At 62.8% G+C, this 18,688-nt stretch carries 17 protein-coding genes and 1 pseudogene; 7 read left to right on the forward strand and 11 right to left on the reverse strand.

Annotation, left to right across the window (positions count from 1 at the left end):
- Positions 1-2 precede the first annotated feature (2 nt).
- On the forward strand, positions 3-734 hold the full coding sequence (locus tag F6X37_RS03025; protein ID WP_184069333.1) for an immunity 52 family protein: 732 nt from the start codon (positions 3-5) through the stop codon (positions 732-734).
- A 1,212-nt stretch (positions 735-1,946) separates the two neighbouring features.
- Here F6X37_RS03025 and F6X37_RS03030 read toward each other — a convergent pair.
- The 7 genes and pseudogenes from F6X37_RS03030 to F6X37_RS03060 all read right to left on the reverse strand — a co-directional run bounded on the left by F6X37_RS03030 (position 1,947) and on the right by F6X37_RS03060 (position 8,412).
- Complete coding sequence (locus tag F6X37_RS03030; RefSeq protein WP_187610260.1) at positions 1,947-2,603, reverse strand: amino acid ABC transporter permease; 657 nt, start codon at positions 2,601-2,603, stop codon at positions 1,947-1,949.
- 2 nt (positions 2,604-2,605) lie between these two features.
- Complete coding sequence (locus F6X37_RS03035; protein WP_187610261.1) at positions 2,606-3,373, reverse strand: amino acid ABC transporter permease; 768 nt, start codon at positions 3,371-3,373, stop codon at positions 2,606-2,608.
- 62 nt (positions 3,374-3,435) lie between these two features.
- Positions 3,436-4,257: a transporter substrate-binding domain-containing protein gene (locus F6X37_RS03040; protein ID WP_187610262.1), complete on the reverse strand. Its 822-nt coding sequence runs from the start codon at positions 4,255-4,257 to the stop codon at positions 3,436-3,438.
- A 62-nt stretch (positions 4,258-4,319) separates the two neighbouring features.
- Positions 4,320-5,413: pseudogene (locus F6X37_RS37835) on the reverse strand (ABC transporter ATP-binding protein).
- Positions 5,414-5,438: 25 nt separating this feature from the next.
- Positions 5,439-6,332, reverse strand: a complete 894-nt coding sequence (locus F6X37_RS03050; protein ID WP_187610263.1) for an ABC transporter permease — start codon at positions 6,330-6,332, stop codon at positions 5,439-5,441.
- Positions 6,329-7,312 carry an ABC transporter permease gene (locus tag F6X37_RS03055; RefSeq protein ID WP_187610306.1) on the reverse strand — a complete coding sequence of 328 codons (984 nt, stop codon included), beginning with the start codon at positions 7,310-7,312 and terminating at the stop codon, positions 6,329-6,331. Before F6X37_RS03055 ends, F6X37_RS03050 begins: the two co-directional genes overlap by 4 nt.
- Before the next feature lie 5 nt (positions 7,313-7,317).
- On the reverse strand, positions 7,318-8,412 hold the full coding sequence (locus tag F6X37_RS03060) for a PotD/PotF family extracellular solute-binding protein (protein ID WP_187610264.1): 1,095 nt from the start codon (positions 8,410-8,412) through the stop codon (positions 7,318-7,320).
- A gap of 492 nt (positions 8,413-8,904) precedes the next feature.
- Between F6X37_RS03060 and F6X37_RS03065 the strand changes: the two genes are divergently transcribed.
- The gene (locus F6X37_RS03065) at positions 8,905-9,798 is read left to right on the forward strand and encodes a LysR substrate-binding domain-containing protein (protein WP_090805978.1); all 894 of its coding nucleotides are present in this window, start codon (positions 8,905-8,907) and stop codon (positions 9,796-9,798) included.
- A gap of 35 nt (positions 9,799-9,833) precedes the next feature.
- Here the strand turns inward: F6X37_RS03065 and F6X37_RS03070 are convergent, their stop codons facing one another.
- Positions 9,834-10,916, reverse strand: coding sequence for a calcium:proton antiporter (locus F6X37_RS03070; protein WP_184033990.1), 1,083 nt, complete (start codon positions 10,914-10,916; stop codon positions 9,834-9,836).
- Between the two features lie 319 nt (positions 10,917-11,235).
- Positions 11,236-11,595, reverse strand: a complete 360-nt coding sequence (locus tag F6X37_RS03075) for a BON domain-containing protein (protein ID WP_187610265.1) — start codon at positions 11,593-11,595, stop codon at positions 11,236-11,238.
- A gap of 374 nt (positions 11,596-11,969) precedes the next feature.
- Here F6X37_RS03075 and F6X37_RS03080 point away from each other — a divergent pair, with 374 nt between their 5' ends.
- Both F6X37_RS03080 and F6X37_RS03085 read left to right on the forward strand, forming a co-directional pair.
- Entirely contained in the window at positions 11,970-12,599 is a 630-nt protein-coding gene (locus tag F6X37_RS03080; RefSeq protein WP_184067218.1) for a DNA-3-methyladenine glycosylase, read from the forward strand.
- Positions 12,600-12,901: 302 nt separating this feature from the next.
- Positions 12,902-13,243 carry a DUF4148 domain-containing protein gene (locus F6X37_RS03085; protein WP_187610266.1) on the forward strand — a complete coding sequence of 114 codons (342 nt, stop codon included), beginning with the start codon at positions 12,902-12,904 and terminating at the stop codon, positions 13,241-13,243.
- A gap of 267 nt (positions 13,244-13,510) precedes the next feature.
- On the opposite strand, the gene F6X37_RS03090 is transcribed toward F6X37_RS03085, so the two are convergent.
- Complete coding sequence (locus tag F6X37_RS03090) at positions 13,511-13,954, reverse strand: CBS domain-containing protein (RefSeq protein ID WP_090805971.1); 444 nt, start codon at positions 13,952-13,954, stop codon at positions 13,511-13,513.
- Positions 13,955-14,292: 338 nt separating this feature from the next.
- On the opposite strand from F6X37_RS03090, the gene ribA reads away from it, so the two are divergent.
- From ribA to uppS, 3 genes are all read left to right on the forward strand, one after another.
- Positions 14,293-14,943 carry a GTP cyclohydrolase II gene (gene ribA / locus F6X37_RS03095; protein WP_090805969.1) on the forward strand — a complete coding sequence of 217 codons (651 nt, stop codon included), beginning with the start codon at positions 14,293-14,295 and terminating at the stop codon, positions 14,941-14,943.
- A 356-nt stretch (positions 14,944-15,299) separates the two neighbouring features.
- On the forward strand, positions 15,300-15,638 hold the full coding sequence (locus F6X37_RS03100; protein ID WP_187610312.1) for a hypothetical protein: 339 nt from the start codon (positions 15,300-15,302) through the stop codon (positions 15,636-15,638).
- A gap of 422 nt (positions 15,639-16,060) precedes the next feature.
- Entirely contained in the window at positions 16,061-16,801 is a 741-nt protein-coding gene (gene uppS / locus F6X37_RS03105; RefSeq protein WP_090805968.1) for a polyprenyl diphosphate synthase, read from the forward strand.
- Between the two features lie 810 nt (positions 16,802-17,611).
- On the opposite strand, the gene F6X37_RS03110 is transcribed toward uppS, so the two are convergent.
- Complete coding sequence (locus F6X37_RS03110; protein WP_187610267.1) at positions 17,612-18,604, reverse strand: sugar-binding protein; 993 nt, start codon at positions 18,602-18,604, stop codon at positions 17,612-17,614.
- Positions 18,605-18,688 lie beyond the last annotated feature (84 nt).

Genomic DNA, 18,688 nt, shown 5'->3' on the forward strand with positions numbered 1-18,688 from the left:
CAATGAATCTATTTGCTCAGTATAGGGATACGCCCAATTTACCCAATGCCGACTTCGAATTTCATCTGCGTCGCTTAAGGCCTGTAGTTGATGCACTTGCAAGTCAAGATGCAATGCTTAAGGAGTGGTATATCCAGGGGGGCAGCGCCGAGGAAGCGCTTCGGTATCGCGTTTACGGAGAGAATCGTCAACCTTTGCCTACGGCCATTGATGAGATGACAAAAGAATACAAGGGAAAATCGAGGGATGATCCAAAATCAATTGGGATTTGGAATGGGGCGGCACAGAAAGATGGTGCTTCATTCACGATATCTATCGATGGTGGAGATGGTTTCTCCCAACAATTCGACTTTAATGTCAAAGAAAGATCAAATGAATCATCTCGACTTGGGGGGTATCAAGCCGTCGCGCAGATTGTCACGAAAGTCGTAGAAGTGTATGCGCCGTCCTATGCCATCTTCGGTCCACGCAAGTACTTTGCCAACTCGGTTTTCGATAATCGTCCCGGCGTAAGCTGGATGCTCTACCTACCGCACGCTCTCACAGCCGCCCAAGTGCCCGAAGCGCGCGCCCTTATCCCTGTCATGTGCGATGGCAAGCAGCAAGGCACGATCATCGTCAGCGTGACGGATGAAGTCTTTGACGTGAACAACCGGGAGCACGTCAATTCGGCTAATGATATCGAAATCCGCCTCGCCGACCAAGACCTGTTGCCGCGTTTCGTTGATCTCTGAGTTCGGCTCGCTACCACCGCTTCGGCGGGGCTTTGCCTGCGAAAAGGCCCGGCGAGCGGGCCTTTCGCGGTTACGCGTGATTCCAGAGAGTGGGCCTCAGGGGCGATCCGCCACGATGCCACATGCGCTGTTCCGCTGCGATCTTCTCCAGCAGTTGTGCAACAGCTGTTCGCGCCTGCCGGCCTCATCCGCCTGTTCCATAGCGGCCCGGTATTCATCAGGCGTCGGCTTGACGCCATCACAGCACCGGTTCACCACCACCGTAAGCGCATCCATCGGCGGCCCGGCATACCGGGCACGCAACGATGCCATTGCATCACACGTGAGTTGGGTCAGGTCTTGACAATTAGTAGAAAGTCGCAAAAACAAAAAAAGGGTTACACGCCGATGCGTTGTAACCTTTCAATGATTTCGGTTGGTTGCGGGGGAGGAATTTGGCACAAGGAGACAGATTGTGGGGCATTGCCAGAAAATTGACGAGGAAATCCAATGGAGAAATGCAGCGTGTAAACGCTATCGCGGCCTGTCCAACGGCGTCTACTATAAGAAAATCACGGGGTGCGCGGACGGCCTGAGCGCCGATCCGATTCAATGCAACCCCTTCCGGATACGGTGAAATGAGAATAGCCGCCTTTATCGCGATCCTGTGTATTGGCTACGTCGCCGATTCGCAATCCGCTATCGGTATGGAAGTGGTCACGCGTTGCGGACTCGGAAGCGATCAGAGTCATACGCTCGCATTGCTGCGCGATCATCCCATAGATAGCACGGCGGTTTTCTATCTCAGCAAGAACAGCACCGCGCCGGTACGACTTTATGCGGGGGACGAGGATCAATCGCGGGGCGATGAAATACAGGTGGCATGTATCGGTTCAAAGGAGCGCGTATTCGTGATATCCGGCGAATTCACATCGAACTATCTCCAAGGCGTTGCGATCCGCTACAACACGAAGGCGGGGCGATGGGAGCGCGTCGATTTCGCCGAGAGCGAACGCCCAGCCGCCATTTATCTCGATCCGAAAGGGTTAGTCGTACTGATACCCAATAGCGGGCGGAACGAGTCTCCCGAGCGATACATTATTTACCGATACGACGCTGGTGCCGCTAGCGAAGCAAGCCTATTCGGATCATCTTCCGCATTCCAGTGTTGTGCCAATTCCGGTCCCCAAAAATCGACCGGAGTGACAACAACAAACACGTTTGTTGATAGGGTCACCGATGCTGTCCCACCTTCTGCCGCTTTTCGAGCACGCGAGCATACCAGGTCAGCGGAAAACACATCGCGAAGTAGATCATCGCGACCATGCCGTAGATCGGAAACGGCCGGAACGCGGCATTCGTGATCATCGTACCGGTCTTCGTCAGTTCGGCGAAGCCGATGATCGACGCGAGCGCGGTGCTCTTGACCACCTGCACGAGAAAACCGACGCTCGGCGCGACCGCGATCTTCAGCGCCTGCGGCCACACGATGTAGCGCAACTGCTGGCCGAACGTCATGCCGAGGCTCGCACCCGCGGCCCACTGACCGCGCGGCACCGCTTCGACGCAGCCGCGCCAGATGTCGACCAGATACGCGCTCGTATAGAGCGTCAGCGTGACGGTCGCGGCGGCCCACGGCGACACGTCGATGCCGATGAGCGGCAAGCCGAAGAAGGCGAGAAAAAGCTGCATCAAGAGCGGCGTGCCCTGAAACACCTCGACGTACAGCACGACGACGCGGCGCAGCCACGCGATCGGCGACACGCGCATCGCGAGCAGCACGAGCCCGACGATCCCGCCGCCGACGAACGCGATCAGCGACAGCAGCACGGTCCAGCGCGCGGCGAGCAGCAGGTTGCGGGCGATGTCCCACAGCGTGAATTCGACCATGATCAGCGCTCCGTCGGCAAGGTGCGCGCGCCGCGCCACATCAGGCGGCTGCGCCAGTTGCGCGGCAAGCCGTCGTTGCCGCTACTACTGCGGTTGTTACCTCGCGCCGCGCGGCCCGCGAACAGCCCGCGGCCGAAGCGGTTCAACAGCTGCCGCAACACGATCGACATCAGCAGATAGGCAGCCGTGATGATCACGTAGCTCTCGAACGAGCGGAAGTTGCGAGACTGGATGAAGTTCGCCGCATAGGTCAGGTCGGGCACCGAGATCTGCGACACGACGGCCGAGCCGAGCATCACGATCAGCACCTGGCCGAGCAGCGCGGGAAACACGTTGGCGAGCGCCTGCGGCAGCACGACGTAGCGGAACACCTGGCGCCCATGCAGGCCGAGCGCCTGCGCGGCCTGCACCTGACCGCGCGAAATCGAATCGATGCCGGCGCGCACGATCTCGATCGCGTACGCGCCGAGATTGACGGTCATCGCGAGAATCGCGGCCTCTATCTCGTCGATATGAATGCCGAGGCTCGGCAGGCCGAAAAACACGAAGAACAACTGCACCAGAAACGGCGTGTTGCGGATCAGCTCGACGTAGCTCGCGACCAGCCAGCGCGCCCACTTCGGCCCGGCCGCCGCGATGCTCGCGCCGGCGATCCCCACCAGCCCACCCGCCAGGGTCGATACGGCCGTGAGGCCGAGCGTCACGGCCGCGCCGCGCGCGAGCATCCCCGCATACAGGCCGAAGCCGCTGAAATCGAACGCGTAAGTCATGGCCTCGTGCCCATCGTAGGATCAGATCGCGGCGCGGCCTTCACGGCGCCACGCCACAGGTTTCAAAAATCGGCCGGCAGCGGCGCGCGCAGCCACTTCTGCGAAATCGCGTTCATCGTGCCGTCCTTGCGGGCCTTGGCAATCGTTTCGTCGACCTTCGCCTTCAGGCGCGGCTCGTTCTTGTTCAGACCGACGTGATCGGGCGAGCTGAACAGCGCGAACTTCTGCTCCGGATCGTTCGCCGGATGCCGCGCGAGAATCGTCGCGCCGACGTCGTTGCCGACCACCATCAACTGTACCTGACCAGAAAGAAACGCCGAAATAGCGCCGTTCGGATCGTCGAAACGTTTGATGTTCGCCGACGGCGGCGCGATCTTCGTCACGCTCAGGTCTTCGAGCGTGCCGCGCGCGACCGAGATCGACTTGCCGCCGAGGTCGGCGGCGGTCTTCACCGGCAGCGACTTCGGGCCGAACACCGCGAGGTAGTACGGCGCGTAGGGTTGCGAGAAGTCGATCACTTTTTCGCGCTCGGGCGTCTGGCCGACCGACAGCAACATGTCGGCCTTGTGGTCGGCGAGAAAGGCCATGCGGTTGTCGCCGGTGACCGGCACCAGTTCGACCTTCGCGTTGAGCGCCTTGCCGATCAGATTGGCGACGTCGATGTCGTAGCCGACCGGTTTCATGTCCGGACCGATCGAGCCGAACGGCGGATAGTCCTCGAATACGCCGATGCGCACGGTGCCCGACTTCGCGATGTCGTCGAGCGCGTCGGCATGCGCGGCCGACGGCAGTGCGCACAGCGCGCCGAGCGCGGTCATCGCGAGCGTCGCGGCGAGCGTCGCGAACACGCGGCGGGTCGTTTGGAGAGCGGGGCGCTGGTTCATGATGTGTTCCTCTGTCGTAATACGGTAGTTATTCAGGCAAAGCCGTGTGATGGGTTCGGGTATCAGGCGGCGCGCGCGGCGATCAGCTTGCACGCGTGCGGCGGCAGTTCGGCGAGCACTGGCATGCCGAGCGCGAGCCCGGGCGTTTCGCGCGGCGTGGTCGCGGCGGTCAGCGTGAAGCCCACGCAATCGATCGTCGCTTCGAGCGAGGCGCCGACGTCGCGAATGAACGTGACGGTACCGGGCAGCCGGTTCGGGTTCGGTGCTTCCGTGGCCGCCTTCACGCAGATGTCCTCGGGGCGAACCAGCAGGCGGATCGCGTCGCCGGCCGCACCCGGCTGCCGCGCATCGGCGAGCGGCGCGCTCGGGTTCGGCGTCACCGCGATGCGCCGTCCGCCCGGCAGGCTCACGACGCCCGCGCCGTCGTACCGCACCGGCAGAATGTTGCCGAGCCCGATGAAGTCGGCGACGAACTCGCTGACCGGATCGCGGTAGATGTCGAGCGGCTTGCCGACCTGCGCGATGCGGCCTTTCTCCATCACGACGATCTCGTCGGCCATCGTCATCGCTTCGCGCTGGTCGTGCGTGACCATGATCGTCGTGATGCCGAGGCGTTGCTGCAGCAGGCGGATTTCGACCTGCATCGCTTCGCGCAGCTTCGCGTCGAGCGCGGACAGCGGTTCGTCGAGCAGCAGCAGTTGCGGCTCCGAAGCGATCGCGCGCGCGATCGCGACGCGTTGGCGCTGCCCGCCCGACAGTTGCGTGACCGGCCGGTTCGCCATGTGCGGCAGCTGGATCAGTTCGAGCAGTTCGGCGACGCGCGCGTTTGCCGTTCTTTCGCGACCTTGCGCAGCTTCAGCGGATACGCGACGTTCTGCGCGACCGTCATATGCGGAAACAGCGCGAGCGACTGGAACACCATGCCGAAGTCGCGCCGGTTGGCCGGCAGTCGCGTGATGTCGCGGCCGGCGAAATGGATGCTGCCCTCGGTCGGCGTTTCGAGGCCTGCGATCATCCGCAGCAGCGTGGTCTTGCCGCAGCCGGACGGGCCGAGAAAGCACACGAGCTTGCCGTCGGGCACGCTCAGGTCGACGTCGTCGACGGCATGCACGGCGCCGAAGCGCCGCGTGACGGCCTGCAAGGTCAGATGGGTCATCGGAGGCTCCAGCAAGGTGGCGGGTTCACAGCGCGACGCCTTCGTCGCCGATCAGCTTTTCGAGCAGCCAGATCAGCGCGAAGTCGATCACGACGATGACCACCGCGAAACAGAACACGGTCGGATCGAGCGACGACACCGTGCGGCTATAGAGCCATACCGGCAGCGTCATCGTATCGATGCTGTACAGGAAGAACGTCACCGTGAACTCGTTGAACGACACGATGAAGGCGAACAGCATGCCGGCGAGAATGCCGGGGCGCATCAGCGGCAGCACCACGTCGATGAGCGCGCGGCCGGGGCTCGCGCCCATCACGAGCGCGGCTTCCTCGAACTCGGGGCCGATCGACGCGACCGACGCCGCGCAGTTCTTCACCGTGAACGGCAGCGCCAGGATCACATGCGCGATGATCAGACGGCCGACGCCCAGCTCGACCGGCAGCACGTTGAACACCAGCAGCAGCGACAGGCCGAGCATCACGAGCGGATAGACGAGCGGCAGCGCGACCAGTTGCTCGACCATCGGCTTGCCGCGAAAACGGTAGCGCGACAGCGCGTACGCGGCGGGCACGGAGACCAGCGTCGCGATCAGCATCGTCGCTAGCGCGACGACGAGACTCGTGCTCAGCGCGGCGCCCATCGACAGCGTATCGGTCGCGTCCGGTGACACGAAGCTGTGCCACGCCGCGCGGTACCAGTGCAGGCTGTACGCGTGCGGCGGGAATTCGAGCGTGTCGGCCGCGCTGAACGACATCGCGATCATCGTCAGGATCGGCAGCGCGGCGAGAAACAGCACCACGCCCGCGACGAGCGCGGTCGCGCGGCCGAGCTGGCCGGGCATCGTCTGCGGCAGGCGCGGGAAGCGTGGCGAACGAGGTTCGATGCGCGGCAGGCGCGAGGTCGGCAGCGGCGTGCTCATGCGTGAGGCTCCCCGGTCAGACGCTGGGTGCGGCGCACGAGCCGTTGCGACAGCGCCATTACGGCGAGCGTCGCGATCATCAGCGCCACGCCGGAAGCGGAGGCGGCCGGCCAGTTCAAGAGCGGCGCGACCTGATCGTGCACCAGCACCGCGAGCATCGGCACACGCCGGCCGCCGAGCAGCAGCGGCACCGCGAACGCGCTCGCGTTGTACGCGAACACCAGCAGCGCGCCCGACACGAGGCCCGGCATCGCGAGCGGCAGCAGCACGTGACGCAGCGTTTGCCAGCGCGTCGCGCCGAGCGTCGCGGCGGCTTCCTCGTACGAGATCGACACCGCGCGCATCGCGCTGGACAGCGGCAGCACGGCGAGCGGAAACGCGGTCTGGATCAGCCCCAGCAGCACGCCATGCTCGCGATACAGCAACATCACCGGACGCTCGACGAGTCCGCTCGCGAGCAGCGCGTGATTGAGCAGACCCGCCGGGCCGAGGATCACGAGCCAGCCATAGCCTTGCAGCAGCAGATTGACGAGCAGCGGCAGCAGCACACCCGCGAGCAGCAGCCGGCGCGCGAGCCGCGATGTCGTGCGCGCCATCGCGAGCGCGACCGGAATCGCGAGCACGACCGCGCACAGCATGCTCTGGAACGCGAGCCGCAGCGTCAGCCACAACGATTTCAGGAAGTAGCCGTCGAGCAGGTCCGCGTAGTTCTGCAGCGTGAAGCTGCGCCATTCGTTGCCGGAGGTGCCGAAGCTCATGCGCAGCACGACCAGCGCGGCCGCGCCGAGTATCGCCAGAAACACAAGGATCGGCGCGAGCAGCAGCCACGGGCGCGCTTTCGCGAGCGTCGTTGCGCCGGCAGCGGGGTCGGGCACGGCAGTCTCGACGGCTGCGCAAGCGCAAGCAGCGCCGCCGGGCGTCGGGCCCGGCGCCGCTTCGTCCGGCATCATCGCGGCACGCCGCGGGAAGCGCGCGAGCATCGTGGTTACGCCGAGAAGATTTCGGTGTAGCGCTTGATCCATGCCGGCTGCACGGCGGCGAGCGCCTTATCGTCATGCAGCACGGCTTTCTCGGCGATCTGCTGCGGGCTCGGCACGAACGCGCGGCTCTCGGCCGGAATCATCGCTTTCGAATTGACTGGGCCGTTCAGCACATCGGCCGCCATGCGGCCTTGCACGCCGGCGTCGAGCGAGTGATTGATGAACGCGTGAATCAGGTCGGTGTCGCCCGGATGCGCTTTCGGAATCACCGTGAACATCAGTTGCGTCGCGAAGCCTTCCTTCATGCCGTAGGTCACGCCCATCTTGTATTCGGGCTTGCGGATCTGATCCGGGAAAAACGCGGGCGAGTAGATGCCGCCGATGTCGAGCGAGCCCGTGCGGAACAGGTCGGCCACCTGGTTCGGGTTCTCGCCGAGCGTCATCACGCGGTCTTTGAGCTGCGCGAGCTTCTTGAAGCCGGGCTCGATGTTCTGCTGCGAGCCGCCGTTCATCTTCGCGGCGATGATCGCGAGATCGACCGCTTCGGCCCACTCGGGCGGCGGCAGGAAAATGCGGCCGGCGTATTTCGGGTCCCACAGCGCCTCGTACGACGAAGGCGGCGTCTTGACCGTCGCGGTGTTGTAGATGAGGCCGTCGGACCACAGCAGATAGCCGACCCCGAAGCCGTTCGCGCCGGTGCGGTATGGCGGCGCGACTTCTTTCAGGTTCGGCAGGCGGTCGAGGTCGGGCTTCATCAGCAGGCCCGCGTCGGCGAGGCCGGAGGCGCCGACACCGGCGAGCGTGATCACGTCATAGGTGGGGCGCTCGCCCGCTGCCTTGACTTTGGCGACCATGCCGGAGGTGCCGTCGGCGCGATCGGCGATGACCTTCGCGCCGGTCTTCGCCGTGAAGGTCGCGGCGATGTTGCGCAGCGCGGCCGTGCCGGTATCGTCCGACCACGTCAGGATGCGCAGCGTCTTGCCGCTGAAGTTGTGCTCCTGCGCGCGCAGATTGAGGAACGGCATCGGCAGCGCGGATGCCGCGAGCGCCGTACCGATCGTCTTGATGGCCTGCCTTCTACCCCGTTTGATCTGCTGCATGGCGGTCTCCTGTGTTGAACGCCCGTTGCCCATGATTCGCCGTGACCGCTGCCGGATATACCGTGCGTGGATGCACTGTAGGTTTGCCAAAATCACGCAACAATCGAAATATGCGCATGGATCGCATGACGTACGCTCATGGCTCGCCGCCGGCGAACGCGGTGGCGAGCGATTTGGCGACGCGCCGGGAAGCTACGGGCGATGGCGTATGCGGGTTAACGTCCAGATCTGGCTGAGGAAATCCAGCGTGCGTCGAGGTATGAGGAAAGCTCGGTTCTGGTGCGATTGCTGAAGGCTTTTTTGCACCGCGCCGGTGCGACATTCCTCGGTACAGGCGTTTTTCACGCATGCCATGAGTCGAACGCATGCGGGTTTGCCTGCGCGCCCACTCGTGCGCGCATAGCCGATCGCGTATGCTGTGGGCTTGACGGGCAGGGCGGCGAGGGGCGCTGCCGCAGCCACGCAATGATTTTTTCTGATCCTGGACATCCGATGCGACGCCTACCGCCGCTCAACGCGCTGCAGATTTTCGAAACCGTCGCGCGCCATCGCAGCTTCACGCGTGCCGCCGATCATCTGTGCCTGACGCAAGGCGCGGTGAGCCGGCAGATCATCGCGCTCGAGGAGTACTACAAGTTTCCGCTGTTCAAGCGGCACGCAAAGGGGCTGACGCTGACCGCCGAGGGCGAAATGCTGCTGCCGGCGGTCAAGGAGAGCTTCGCGCGGATCGAGGAAATGTCGCTGCGCTTGACGAGGCAGCGCACCGATCTCGCGCTCAAGGTGCCGACCTGCGTGATGCGCTGGATGCTGCCGAAGATCATGCGCTTCCAGTCCGACTATCCCGATCTGCACGTGCAGATCACGACCACCTGGCAGCACGACGTCGATTTCCAGAGCGAGCCGTTCGACGCGGCGATCATCTACGGTTCGTCGCCCGGTGCGGACGTGCAGGCGGTGTCGCTGTTCGAGGAGCGTCTGACGCCGGTCTGCACGCCCGAGCTGCTGAAGGACAAGCCGCTCGCGCAGGTGGCCGATCTCGGGCGCCACACGCTGCTGCATCCGACGCGCGATCACCGCGACTGGAAGATGTGGCTCGCGAAAGTCGCGGAAGCCGATTCGGCGGGCGCCGCGACGATCGACGCGGAGCTCGGCCCGAGCTTCGATACGCTCGACATGGCGACCAACGCCGCCGCGCAGGGCTTCGGTGTCGCGATCAGCGACCTCGCGCTAATCGACGAGGACGTCGCCGCCCGGCGCCTCGTGCGGCCGTTCGATACCGTGCTGAAGACCGGCTGGCGCTATTACTTCGTGTATCCGGACTCAGTCGCGCAACAGCAGAAGCTGAATCTGTTCCGCGACTGGATCGCCGAGCATTGGGAAGAGTGAGGTTGCCGTCCGCCCGTGCCGGATAAGGCATCGCGTCACGGCGCGAACGACAGAAACAGATAAGCCGCGAACAGCGACAGATGCACGGCGCCTTGCAGAATCGTCGTGCGCCCGGTGCTAAGCGTCAGCGTGGCGACCACCAGCGTGAGCGCGAGCAGCACCATGTCCTTGCCATCGATGCCGAGCACGATGGGCTGACCGATGTACAGGAACACGCCGGCGACGGTGGGAATGGTCAGGCCGATACTCGCCAGTGACGAGCCGAGCGCGAGGTTCAGGCTGGTCTGCAGACGGTCGGCGCGCGCTGCGCGCAGCGCCGCGAGTCCTTCCGGCAACAGCACCAGCGACGCAATCACAATACCGACCACCGCCGGCGGCGCGCCCGCGCTCAGCACCGCTGACTCGACCACCGGCGACAGCACTTTCGCGAGCAGCACGACCGCGACGAGGCTCACGAGTAGCAGCACGCCGCTGATGGCGGCGAGGCGCGCGCCGGGCGGCTCGGCATGGACGTCTTCGTCGGGCACGCCGGCGAGGAAGTAGTCGCGATGGCGCACCGTCTGCACGAACACGAACACGCAGTACAGCACCAGCGACGACACGCCGGCAAACGCGAGCTGCGACGGCGACAGGACAGGCCCGGGGCTGGTGGTCGTGAAATTCGGCATCACGAGCGTCAGTACCGACAGCGACGCGAGCACCGCCAGCGCGGCCGCCGCGCCGCGGCTCTGGAAGTCCTGTTCCAGATGGCGGATGCCGCCCACCAGCAGACACAGCCCGACGAGCCCGTTGCAGACGATCATCACGGCCGCGAATACCGTATCGCGCGCGAGGCCGGCTTTCTCGGGACCGGACGTCAGCATCACCGAGACGATCAGCGCCACCTCGATCACCGTGACGGCGACCGCGAGCACCAGCGTGCCAAACGGCTCGCCGACGCGATGCGCGACCACTTCGGCATGATGCACGGCGGCAAACACGGCCGCGCATAGCGACATGCCGGCCAGTGCGAGCAGCAGCGTGTTGCCCGGCATCGCGTAGGCGGCGGCGAGCACGATCCAGCTAACGATCGGCGCGACGAGGGTCCAACGAGGCAAGACGGTCGCGGACGAAGTCATGCGGCCTTCCTTTCGGTGCGTGTGTGAACTTGAAGTAATATCTTAACAAGTGACGTTAAGCTATTAAATTATCGGGGATAACTCGTTACGAGAAGCCGTCGCCACGCGGTCGGGTCGTCGTCGCGACGCGCGTAGCGCATTAAAAATATCGCGGTTTCGGGGGCGCGGGGAATCGCCGCGTCGGATGGTGCGATGGCCGCACCGTGAGGCAATGGTGTCGAGCGCTGCATCGGAGGGGGAATTGGCGTCGCGGCGGAGCTTTCCGCCGTCGACGCCAGCTTGCTGCTGTTACCGCAACTTCTTCGGCCGTTCGACCGGATTACTGGCCCATCGCGCGGATCGACAGCGCGCTCTTCACCGACGTCACGCCTGCCACGCCTTGAGCGGCGTTCGTCGCGAGTTCGATCTGAGCCTGTTCCGGCACCGAGCCTTCCAGCGTGACGGCGCCTTCGCGTGCGCGCACGGTGATATTGCCGACGCTCAGGCCCTTCGTACGTGCGAGCGTCGCGCGGACCTTCTTCTGCAGCGCGCGATTAGCCGCGCGAGTCTGCTTGGTGGTCGGTGCCGTTGCCGCCGGCGCTGCGGTCGCGGCCGCATCGCTGCTTTGCGCGTACGCGTTGAGGGAAGCGAGAACGACCAGTGCGCCGCCGATCATCTTGATTGCCGAGAATGCTTTCATTCAACCATCTCCTGTTGTCGTAGAACGTCGATCCCCGGATGGGGTCGATTTTTTTACACCAGCGGGTACGGCGGGATTCCATGCCAATGGAACAGGTACAGCAGTCTGCGAACGCTTTCCTTTCAGCCGACACGCGGTTTCAGCGAGCCGCGAAGCGCGCGCCGAAACATGCAAACGGCCGTGTGACCGGCCGGATGAACACAATACAACAATTGGTGCCATGTTGACTTCCATGGCGCAGAAAATGAGGCTTCGGTACAACGAATTTGTCGAGCGCAACCGGTCGATGACGTGGGAGTGGGGCGACTGCGCGCTTGTCGCGAGGCTGTAGGTTTCAGCACCGATTTCAGCACCGACTCAAGGACACCCAGCGCATGCGAAACGAAGCTCTTCCGATCCGACCGTTGCGCCGCGAGGATCTGCCGATCGATACCGTGGAGCTCGCGCGCTTCATGGTCGGCAAATATCTCGTGCACGATCTGCCCGAAGGACGCCTGAGCGGACGCATCGTCGAGACCGAGGCGTATCCGCTCGGCGACTCGACGAGCCATGCGTTCATCGGACGTCGTCCGTACAACGGGTCGATGTTCCTCGCGCGCGGTCATGCTTATGTGCGGCTGACCTACGGCGTGTCTTACATGCTCAACATGTCGTCCGAAGCGGAGGAGGTCGGCGCCGGCATCCTGCTGCGCGCGATCGAACCGCTCGAAGGACTCGCGCTGATGGAAGCGCGCCGTCCCGGCGTGCCGCTGCGCGATCTTGCGCGCGGACCCGGCCGGCTGACGGTGGCGTTCGGCATCGGCCAGGCGCTCGACGGCCGCGATTTGTGTACGGGGCGGGGGCTATGGATCGGCGTGATCGAGACTGGCGACGCGCCGATCGGCGTGACGACGCGCATCGGCCTGTCGCGCGAGATGCACCGTCCGTTGCGATTTTTCGAGCCGGGCAGCGCGTTCGTCAGCGGCCCGCGCAAGCTACTGACGATTCCGCATTCGGGCGCATGACGTCGCAGCTACGCGCGTACATCGATTCAGACGTTTCGGCGTGCGTGCGGGCGAATTTTTTCTTCGATCAGACGTATTTCGGAAACATCAGACGCAAAGGTGACGATCCGGGCAATTGTTACCCCGAAGATCATGCTAACGGAGGCGGTTCCACGATATTTCCCGAGATCGTTGCGAACCGAGCAATTTTCTATCTCGAAATTAAGGGTTTTCCCTTGGCAGTGCGGTGACTAGACTCAAGTCATTCGCTGGACACCGAGGTGTAGGCGATGCAGATAAAACCACATTGGAGGGAAGTCACCATGAAATCGCTGATCAAGGCAGTTGCCATTGCGGCCCTTGTCGCCGCGCCAGTCGTATCGTTCGCGCAGTCGACCCAGCAGCCGGTCACCCGCGCGGAAGTCCGCAGCGAACTGATCCAGCTGGAGCACGCGGGCTACAACCCGGCGACCTCGAGCGACCCGAAATATCCGGCCGACATCCAGGCCGCCGAGCAGCGCGTGCAAGCGCAAAATCCGGCCGTCGCGCAAACCCAGCCGAGCGCTGATACCAGCGGTTACGGCGCGCCGATGAGCGGATCGACCCAGGCGGGCGGCATGAAGCAGCCGATGAGCGGCCCGAAGAGCGTCTATTTCGGTAACTAATTTCGGTAACCAAGCAGGCAGCAGAATCTGTGTGCGCGTCGTTTGACGGCGCACACAGCGTTTCATACCCGGTACTGTTTCAAACGAGCGCGCCGCACTCATGCGCCCGAGAGCGTGTCATCCGCGCGAGTTGCGTTCCTCTTTCCGAAGGAACCTCCGCTGCCGCAAGGTAGCTTGGCCCAAGCTCTTAGAGGTTTGGGCTTTTTTTGCGTCTGGTCCCGCGCGGATGATCGATGCGGTGTCGCTCAGCGAAAACCGTGCTGCCTGTCAGAGCCGTTCGCCGTGAATATAGAACTCGAGTTGCTGAATCGTGAACTGCTGTTCCGCGATGATGTCCTTCACGAGGTCGCCAATCGACACCATGCCGACCAGCCTCTCGTTGTCGATGACAGGCAGGTGACGCATGCGCCGCTCGGTCATCAGCGCCATGCACTCTTCAGTCGTCTGGTTCGGACGAACGAAGCGCACCGCCTTGCTCATGATGTCGCGCACCGGCGTCGCCTTCGACGACCGGTCCATCAGCACGATCTTGCGCGCGTAGTCGCGCTCCGTGATGATGCCGGCGATGCTGTCGCCGTCAGTCACCACCAGCGCGCCGATGCTTTTCTCGGCCATCAACCGGATCGCCTCGTAGACCGAATCGTCGGCGCCGATCGTGTAGACGTCGGAGGGGTTCGGTTTCGTTTTAAGAAGCTGTGCAACGCTTGTCATGGAGCGGCTCCGTTTCGCAATGCAGCACGCCGAAGTGGCGCACTGTCGTGAGGGACAGGCGATACCAGTATAGGCGCGACGTGCGCCCGCGGTACACCGGGAATACCTCGGGCGCGCCGGACGATGCCCGCTGGATTGACGCGGTCCGCGCGGGCTTGTTTCGGGTCTCGGGCTCGTGTTTCGCGTGATGGGCGTATGCCTGGTGCGGCTTGTCGCGGGGCAGCGTCCCGTGCAAGCGAAGGGGCATCCACGTGCTGCATGCGGATTAGCGGTAAACTCGCAGTCCACACCTTATCCCCGGCTCGACCGGGTTCATGCCAGCACCATTGTTCAACGCCATGCTCACGTCTCAGGATCCCTCGCCCGCAGCGGACGGCGCCGTCACCGGCGAATGCGTCGTGCTCGACGCCACCGCCACGCTGCCCACGCGCTACGGCACGTTCACTTCCTATGTGTTTCGCGTGGTCGACAGCGGCGCCGAACATCTCGCGCTCGTGATGGGCGATGTCGCCAACCAGTCGTCGGTGCTGACGCGCCTGCATTCGGAATGTCTGACGGGCGACGTGCTCGGCTCCTATCGCTGCGACTGCGGCGAGCAGCTCGATCTCGCGCTGCGCTATATCGCGGCAGAGGGTTGCGGCGTACTGCTGTATCTGCGCGGGCACGAAGGACGCGGCATCGGTCTGTCGAACAAGATCCGCGCGTATGCGCTGCAGGAGCAGGGGCGCGATACCGTCGAAGCGAACCTCGATCTCGGCCTGCCCGACGATTCACGCGAATACGATTCGGCCGCGGGCATCCTGCGCACGCTGAAGGTCACGTCGGTACGGCTGATGAGTAACAATCCCGAAAAGTTCGACACGCTGTCGAAGCACGGCATTCCGGTGTGCGAGCGTGTCGCGCTCGCGATTCCGATGCGCGAGGAAAACGAGCGGTATATCCGCACGAAGCAGCTGAAGTTCGGGCATTACTTCGACGAGAATGAATAACCATGTTTTCAGGCTTGTCTCGGTAAGCCCAAAGCCTTCCCAGGATATACCGCAAGTAACTGAATTTTAAGAAAAATATTAACGCTTCAGGCCCGTCGGTTGGTGTGTCGATGCGTGTCTCCGCTTACCCAAACTTGTGATGCTGGCGTAGGTTTTTGTGCCGTTATGCGGAAAACCTGCGCCGAGGGAAGAATGCGCTTTGATGCACGTGCCGTGGCCAAGCTGCCGAGCGGCAAGCACATGACGTTTGAGGGATTTCCAGGCCTACGCCTACCAGGCTTCAACGAGCCGCAAGTCATGGAGGTATCGCTATAAGTCGCCGATCGACGGTCGCATGCGACAGGTGAAGCTCGTGAGTGGCCGTCGACCTCATTTGCCGCAGCGATCGCTGCGTGGTAAACGAAGCGCGTCGAACGCGATTCCGGAACCGAACCTTCGACACTGCGGAGAACGGGAATCAGCGGCTGCGCACCCAGGCGATTACACCGTCAGACAGCGGTGCCGCGACTATCTGGAAGGGGCCGGTCGACGCCGGCGCCTTCGCATGGAACTGCGTAGCGCCTAGCATTACGCGCTTGATGCTGGTCGTCTTCCTGAACAACATCAGCAAGAAGTGGACGATGCCGATCCGCGACTGGAAGGCCGCACTGAACCGCTTCACGATCCAGTTCGAAGAGCGGCTGGTGCCGGGTTAAACCTCAACCCGTTTACACAAAATTCCGGACACTCCCAGGTCGTTGTGCGACGGCGTCTAGATCAGGCCAAGGATAAAATCCTATTCCCTTCGTCGCGCGGAATGTCGACGAATCAAACAGTGGCCCAGCACGACGTCTACTATCGTCAATCATATTGCAATATCGCCCCGAAGCATGACCGGCCGCGCTTGCCCGTCACGCATTGGTCCGCCCACGACCTTCGACGCACAACTCGGAGTATCTCCGTCTTAAGCATCCTTTCAGTTTCGTCTGCATACCATACGATTGTCCATTTCGTCCGGTGGCCCAGCCGATGTCCACGTGATTTGGTGGCGGTCGAGTTGATCACCAGGAAAAGGGTCCAGGGGCACCTTCATGACCTTCGGGGACTTTCGTGTTCCGCCTGACTCGCGGCGGTTCCCATGATCCATAAAAGTTCGACCGTTAGCGTACCGGCCGTGACCGATGTGCCGCGGCACATTGCAATCATTATGGACGGCAATGGCCGCTGGGCGGCGCAGCGCAAGCTGCCCCGAGTGGCCGGTCACGTGAAGGGTGTCGAAGCGGTCCGCGCGATCGTCGAGGGCTGCGCGCGGCGCGGCGTCGAATTCCTGACGCTGTTTGCATTCAGTTCGGAGAACTGGCGCCGGCCGGAGGACGAAGTGTCGTTCCTGATGCGTCTGTTCGGGGCGACGCTACAGCGTGAAACGGCACGGTTGCACAAGAATGGCATCCGCTTGCGCGTCGTTGGTGATCTATCGGCGTTCGATGCGCACCTTCGGGCGCTCGTGAAGCGAGGGGAAATCAGAACCGCCCACAATACACGTATGACGCTGACCATTGCGGCGAATTACGGCGGTCGCTGGGATATCCTTCACGCTATAAGCGAGCTACCCGCACGGAGTGCCGTCGATGGTCACGCCGTGCCGGTCGACGAAGCCAGCTTCGCGCAATATCTGGCGATGGCGTACGCGCCGGAACCCGATCTGCTGATCCGGACCGGAGGTGAGCAGCGCATCAGCAACTTCCTGCTATGGCAGCTCGCGTACACTGAACTCTACTTCACCGACATATTCTGGCCAGATTTTGACGACGCCGCGCTTGATGCCGCACTCGCATCATATCGGGCGCGCGAACGTCGTTTTGGGCGCGCAAATGCATGACAGAGGTGTGAAGTATTCACTCATGCTAGACGCCTACTTTATCGGGAGGAGAGGGGTCACTCAGACAATCTCCTGCTGTACGAAATGGCCGGTGCCATTCTGTCAGCCGCGCCGCGATCGCGGCACGCCACTGGCGAATTGCGCAACCGCTACTTTTCCCCGCTCGTCGAAGTGCTTGAGGCCGTCGAGGCCTGTTTCCGACACTGGATCAGGTCAAACGAGATTTTGCGAAGATTATGCTGCATTATTCAAGACGCTCTGTTTAGTTATCGCGACCCAGCGACATTTGGCTCAAAAGCTGTGATTTGCAGGAGACGAACTATGGGCTACTGGGCTTATAAGGAGGTTCGGTCCATGCATTTCCTTGGGACTCGGTGCTCGCCTTGCAGGATTCGCTCAGGCGGGCTGGCCTGTGGTTGCTGCAATGCGGAGACGCCGGGTCATTTGACCAACGTCAAATCCCTGCGGTGCAATGAGAAGAACGTGAGAGAAGTCCAGGATGCGAAGCTTATCTGATGCTTAGCGAAGTCATGTTTGGGATGACTGAACAAACCGGAGCGATGCTTCGAGCCGTGGGATTTCTCATGTAATCAGCGTACTCCTGGGCAACTTAAGGCGAGGTTAACGATGCGCATCAACGGCGAACGTGTCGAAGCGTGCATTGTCGGCGCGCTATTGGTGTTCAATGCCGCGCCCGGCCTCTTTCAGGAAGAGCAGGCAAATGGTGTCGTCGATGCATTGAGGCAGCGCAGAGTCGGCTCGGTGTCGATCCGGCTCGCGCGTTATCGTGATGATGTGGGGCGCCGGCCTTCAATGCTTCAGGCAAGTGTCGGCGTTCTTCCATGTGCAGACGTCGAGTCCGGTGTGAATGACCGGAGGTACCGACTTCCCTTCCGCGAGGTCACGCATGACCATCGCGGCGCGGTAGCCCATTTCCTCGGGCCGCTGGCCGACGAGCACATTCACCTTGTGCTCCTTGAGCGCTTGCAGTTCGGGCCCGAGCGTATCCGCCGAGACGATCACGAACTTGCCGTTCTTGATCTTGTCCATTATCGGCGCGACAACCTGCGAAAAGGCCTGCGGCGCAAAGAGAGGCCAGCCGCCCGCTAGCAGAAAGGCGTCGAGACCCGTGGGGTGGGCGGTCAGCGTGTCCTGCATCATCTGGTTCGCCTTGGCGGCGTCGTCGTTCACGTAGAGCGGACAGCCACTGATCTCATGCCAGCCGTTCTCGCCAGCGAGCTTGGTGATCCCTTTCTTCCCGGAGAGCACATCGCGCGCGCCCTGGGCCCGCTGGTTGATGTTCTCCGCTGCCGGATTGCCCATCACCAGGCAGACATTGCCGCCTTTCGGCATCAGCATCTTCAACTGCTCGCCAAGCTTGGCGCCCAGTTCGTAGTTGTCGGTGCCGACATAGGCCTTGCGCAGTGACGCATCCTTCGGCAGCAGATCGGCATCCGCGGTGATGACCGGGACCGAGCCGCCGCGGCGGCGCAGCACCTCCGCCACAGCCGGCGCGTTCGCGGGCGAGATCGCCATGCTCGCGACGCCCTTGGTCAGCAGGTCGTCGATGATTTGCACTTGCGCGCTCTCGTCCGCGGCGGTCGCGGGACCGGTGTAGTAGCAGTTGTAGCCTTGCTTGTTGAGTTCCTTGTTCGCCCGTTCGCATCCTTGATGCATGAGGTCGAAGTACGGGTTGTCGAGACCCTTCACCACCAGCGCAAGGGTCTTATCGGCCGCGAAGCCAGAGGACGCCAGCATCGCGAGTCCTCCAGCCGCGGCAAGACACATCCACAGTTTCTTCATTGCTTCCTCCTGTTCGGCGCCGGCTCTACGGTGCCCATGTGGGCCTACACAGTCTTCATAACGATCCAACGTCAGGCCCGAAAT

Source organism: Paraburkholderia sp. 31.1, from assembly GCF_014397645.1.
Classification (GTDB): domain Bacteria; phylum Pseudomonadota; class Gammaproteobacteria; order Burkholderiales; family Burkholderiaceae; genus Paraburkholderia; species Paraburkholderia tuberum.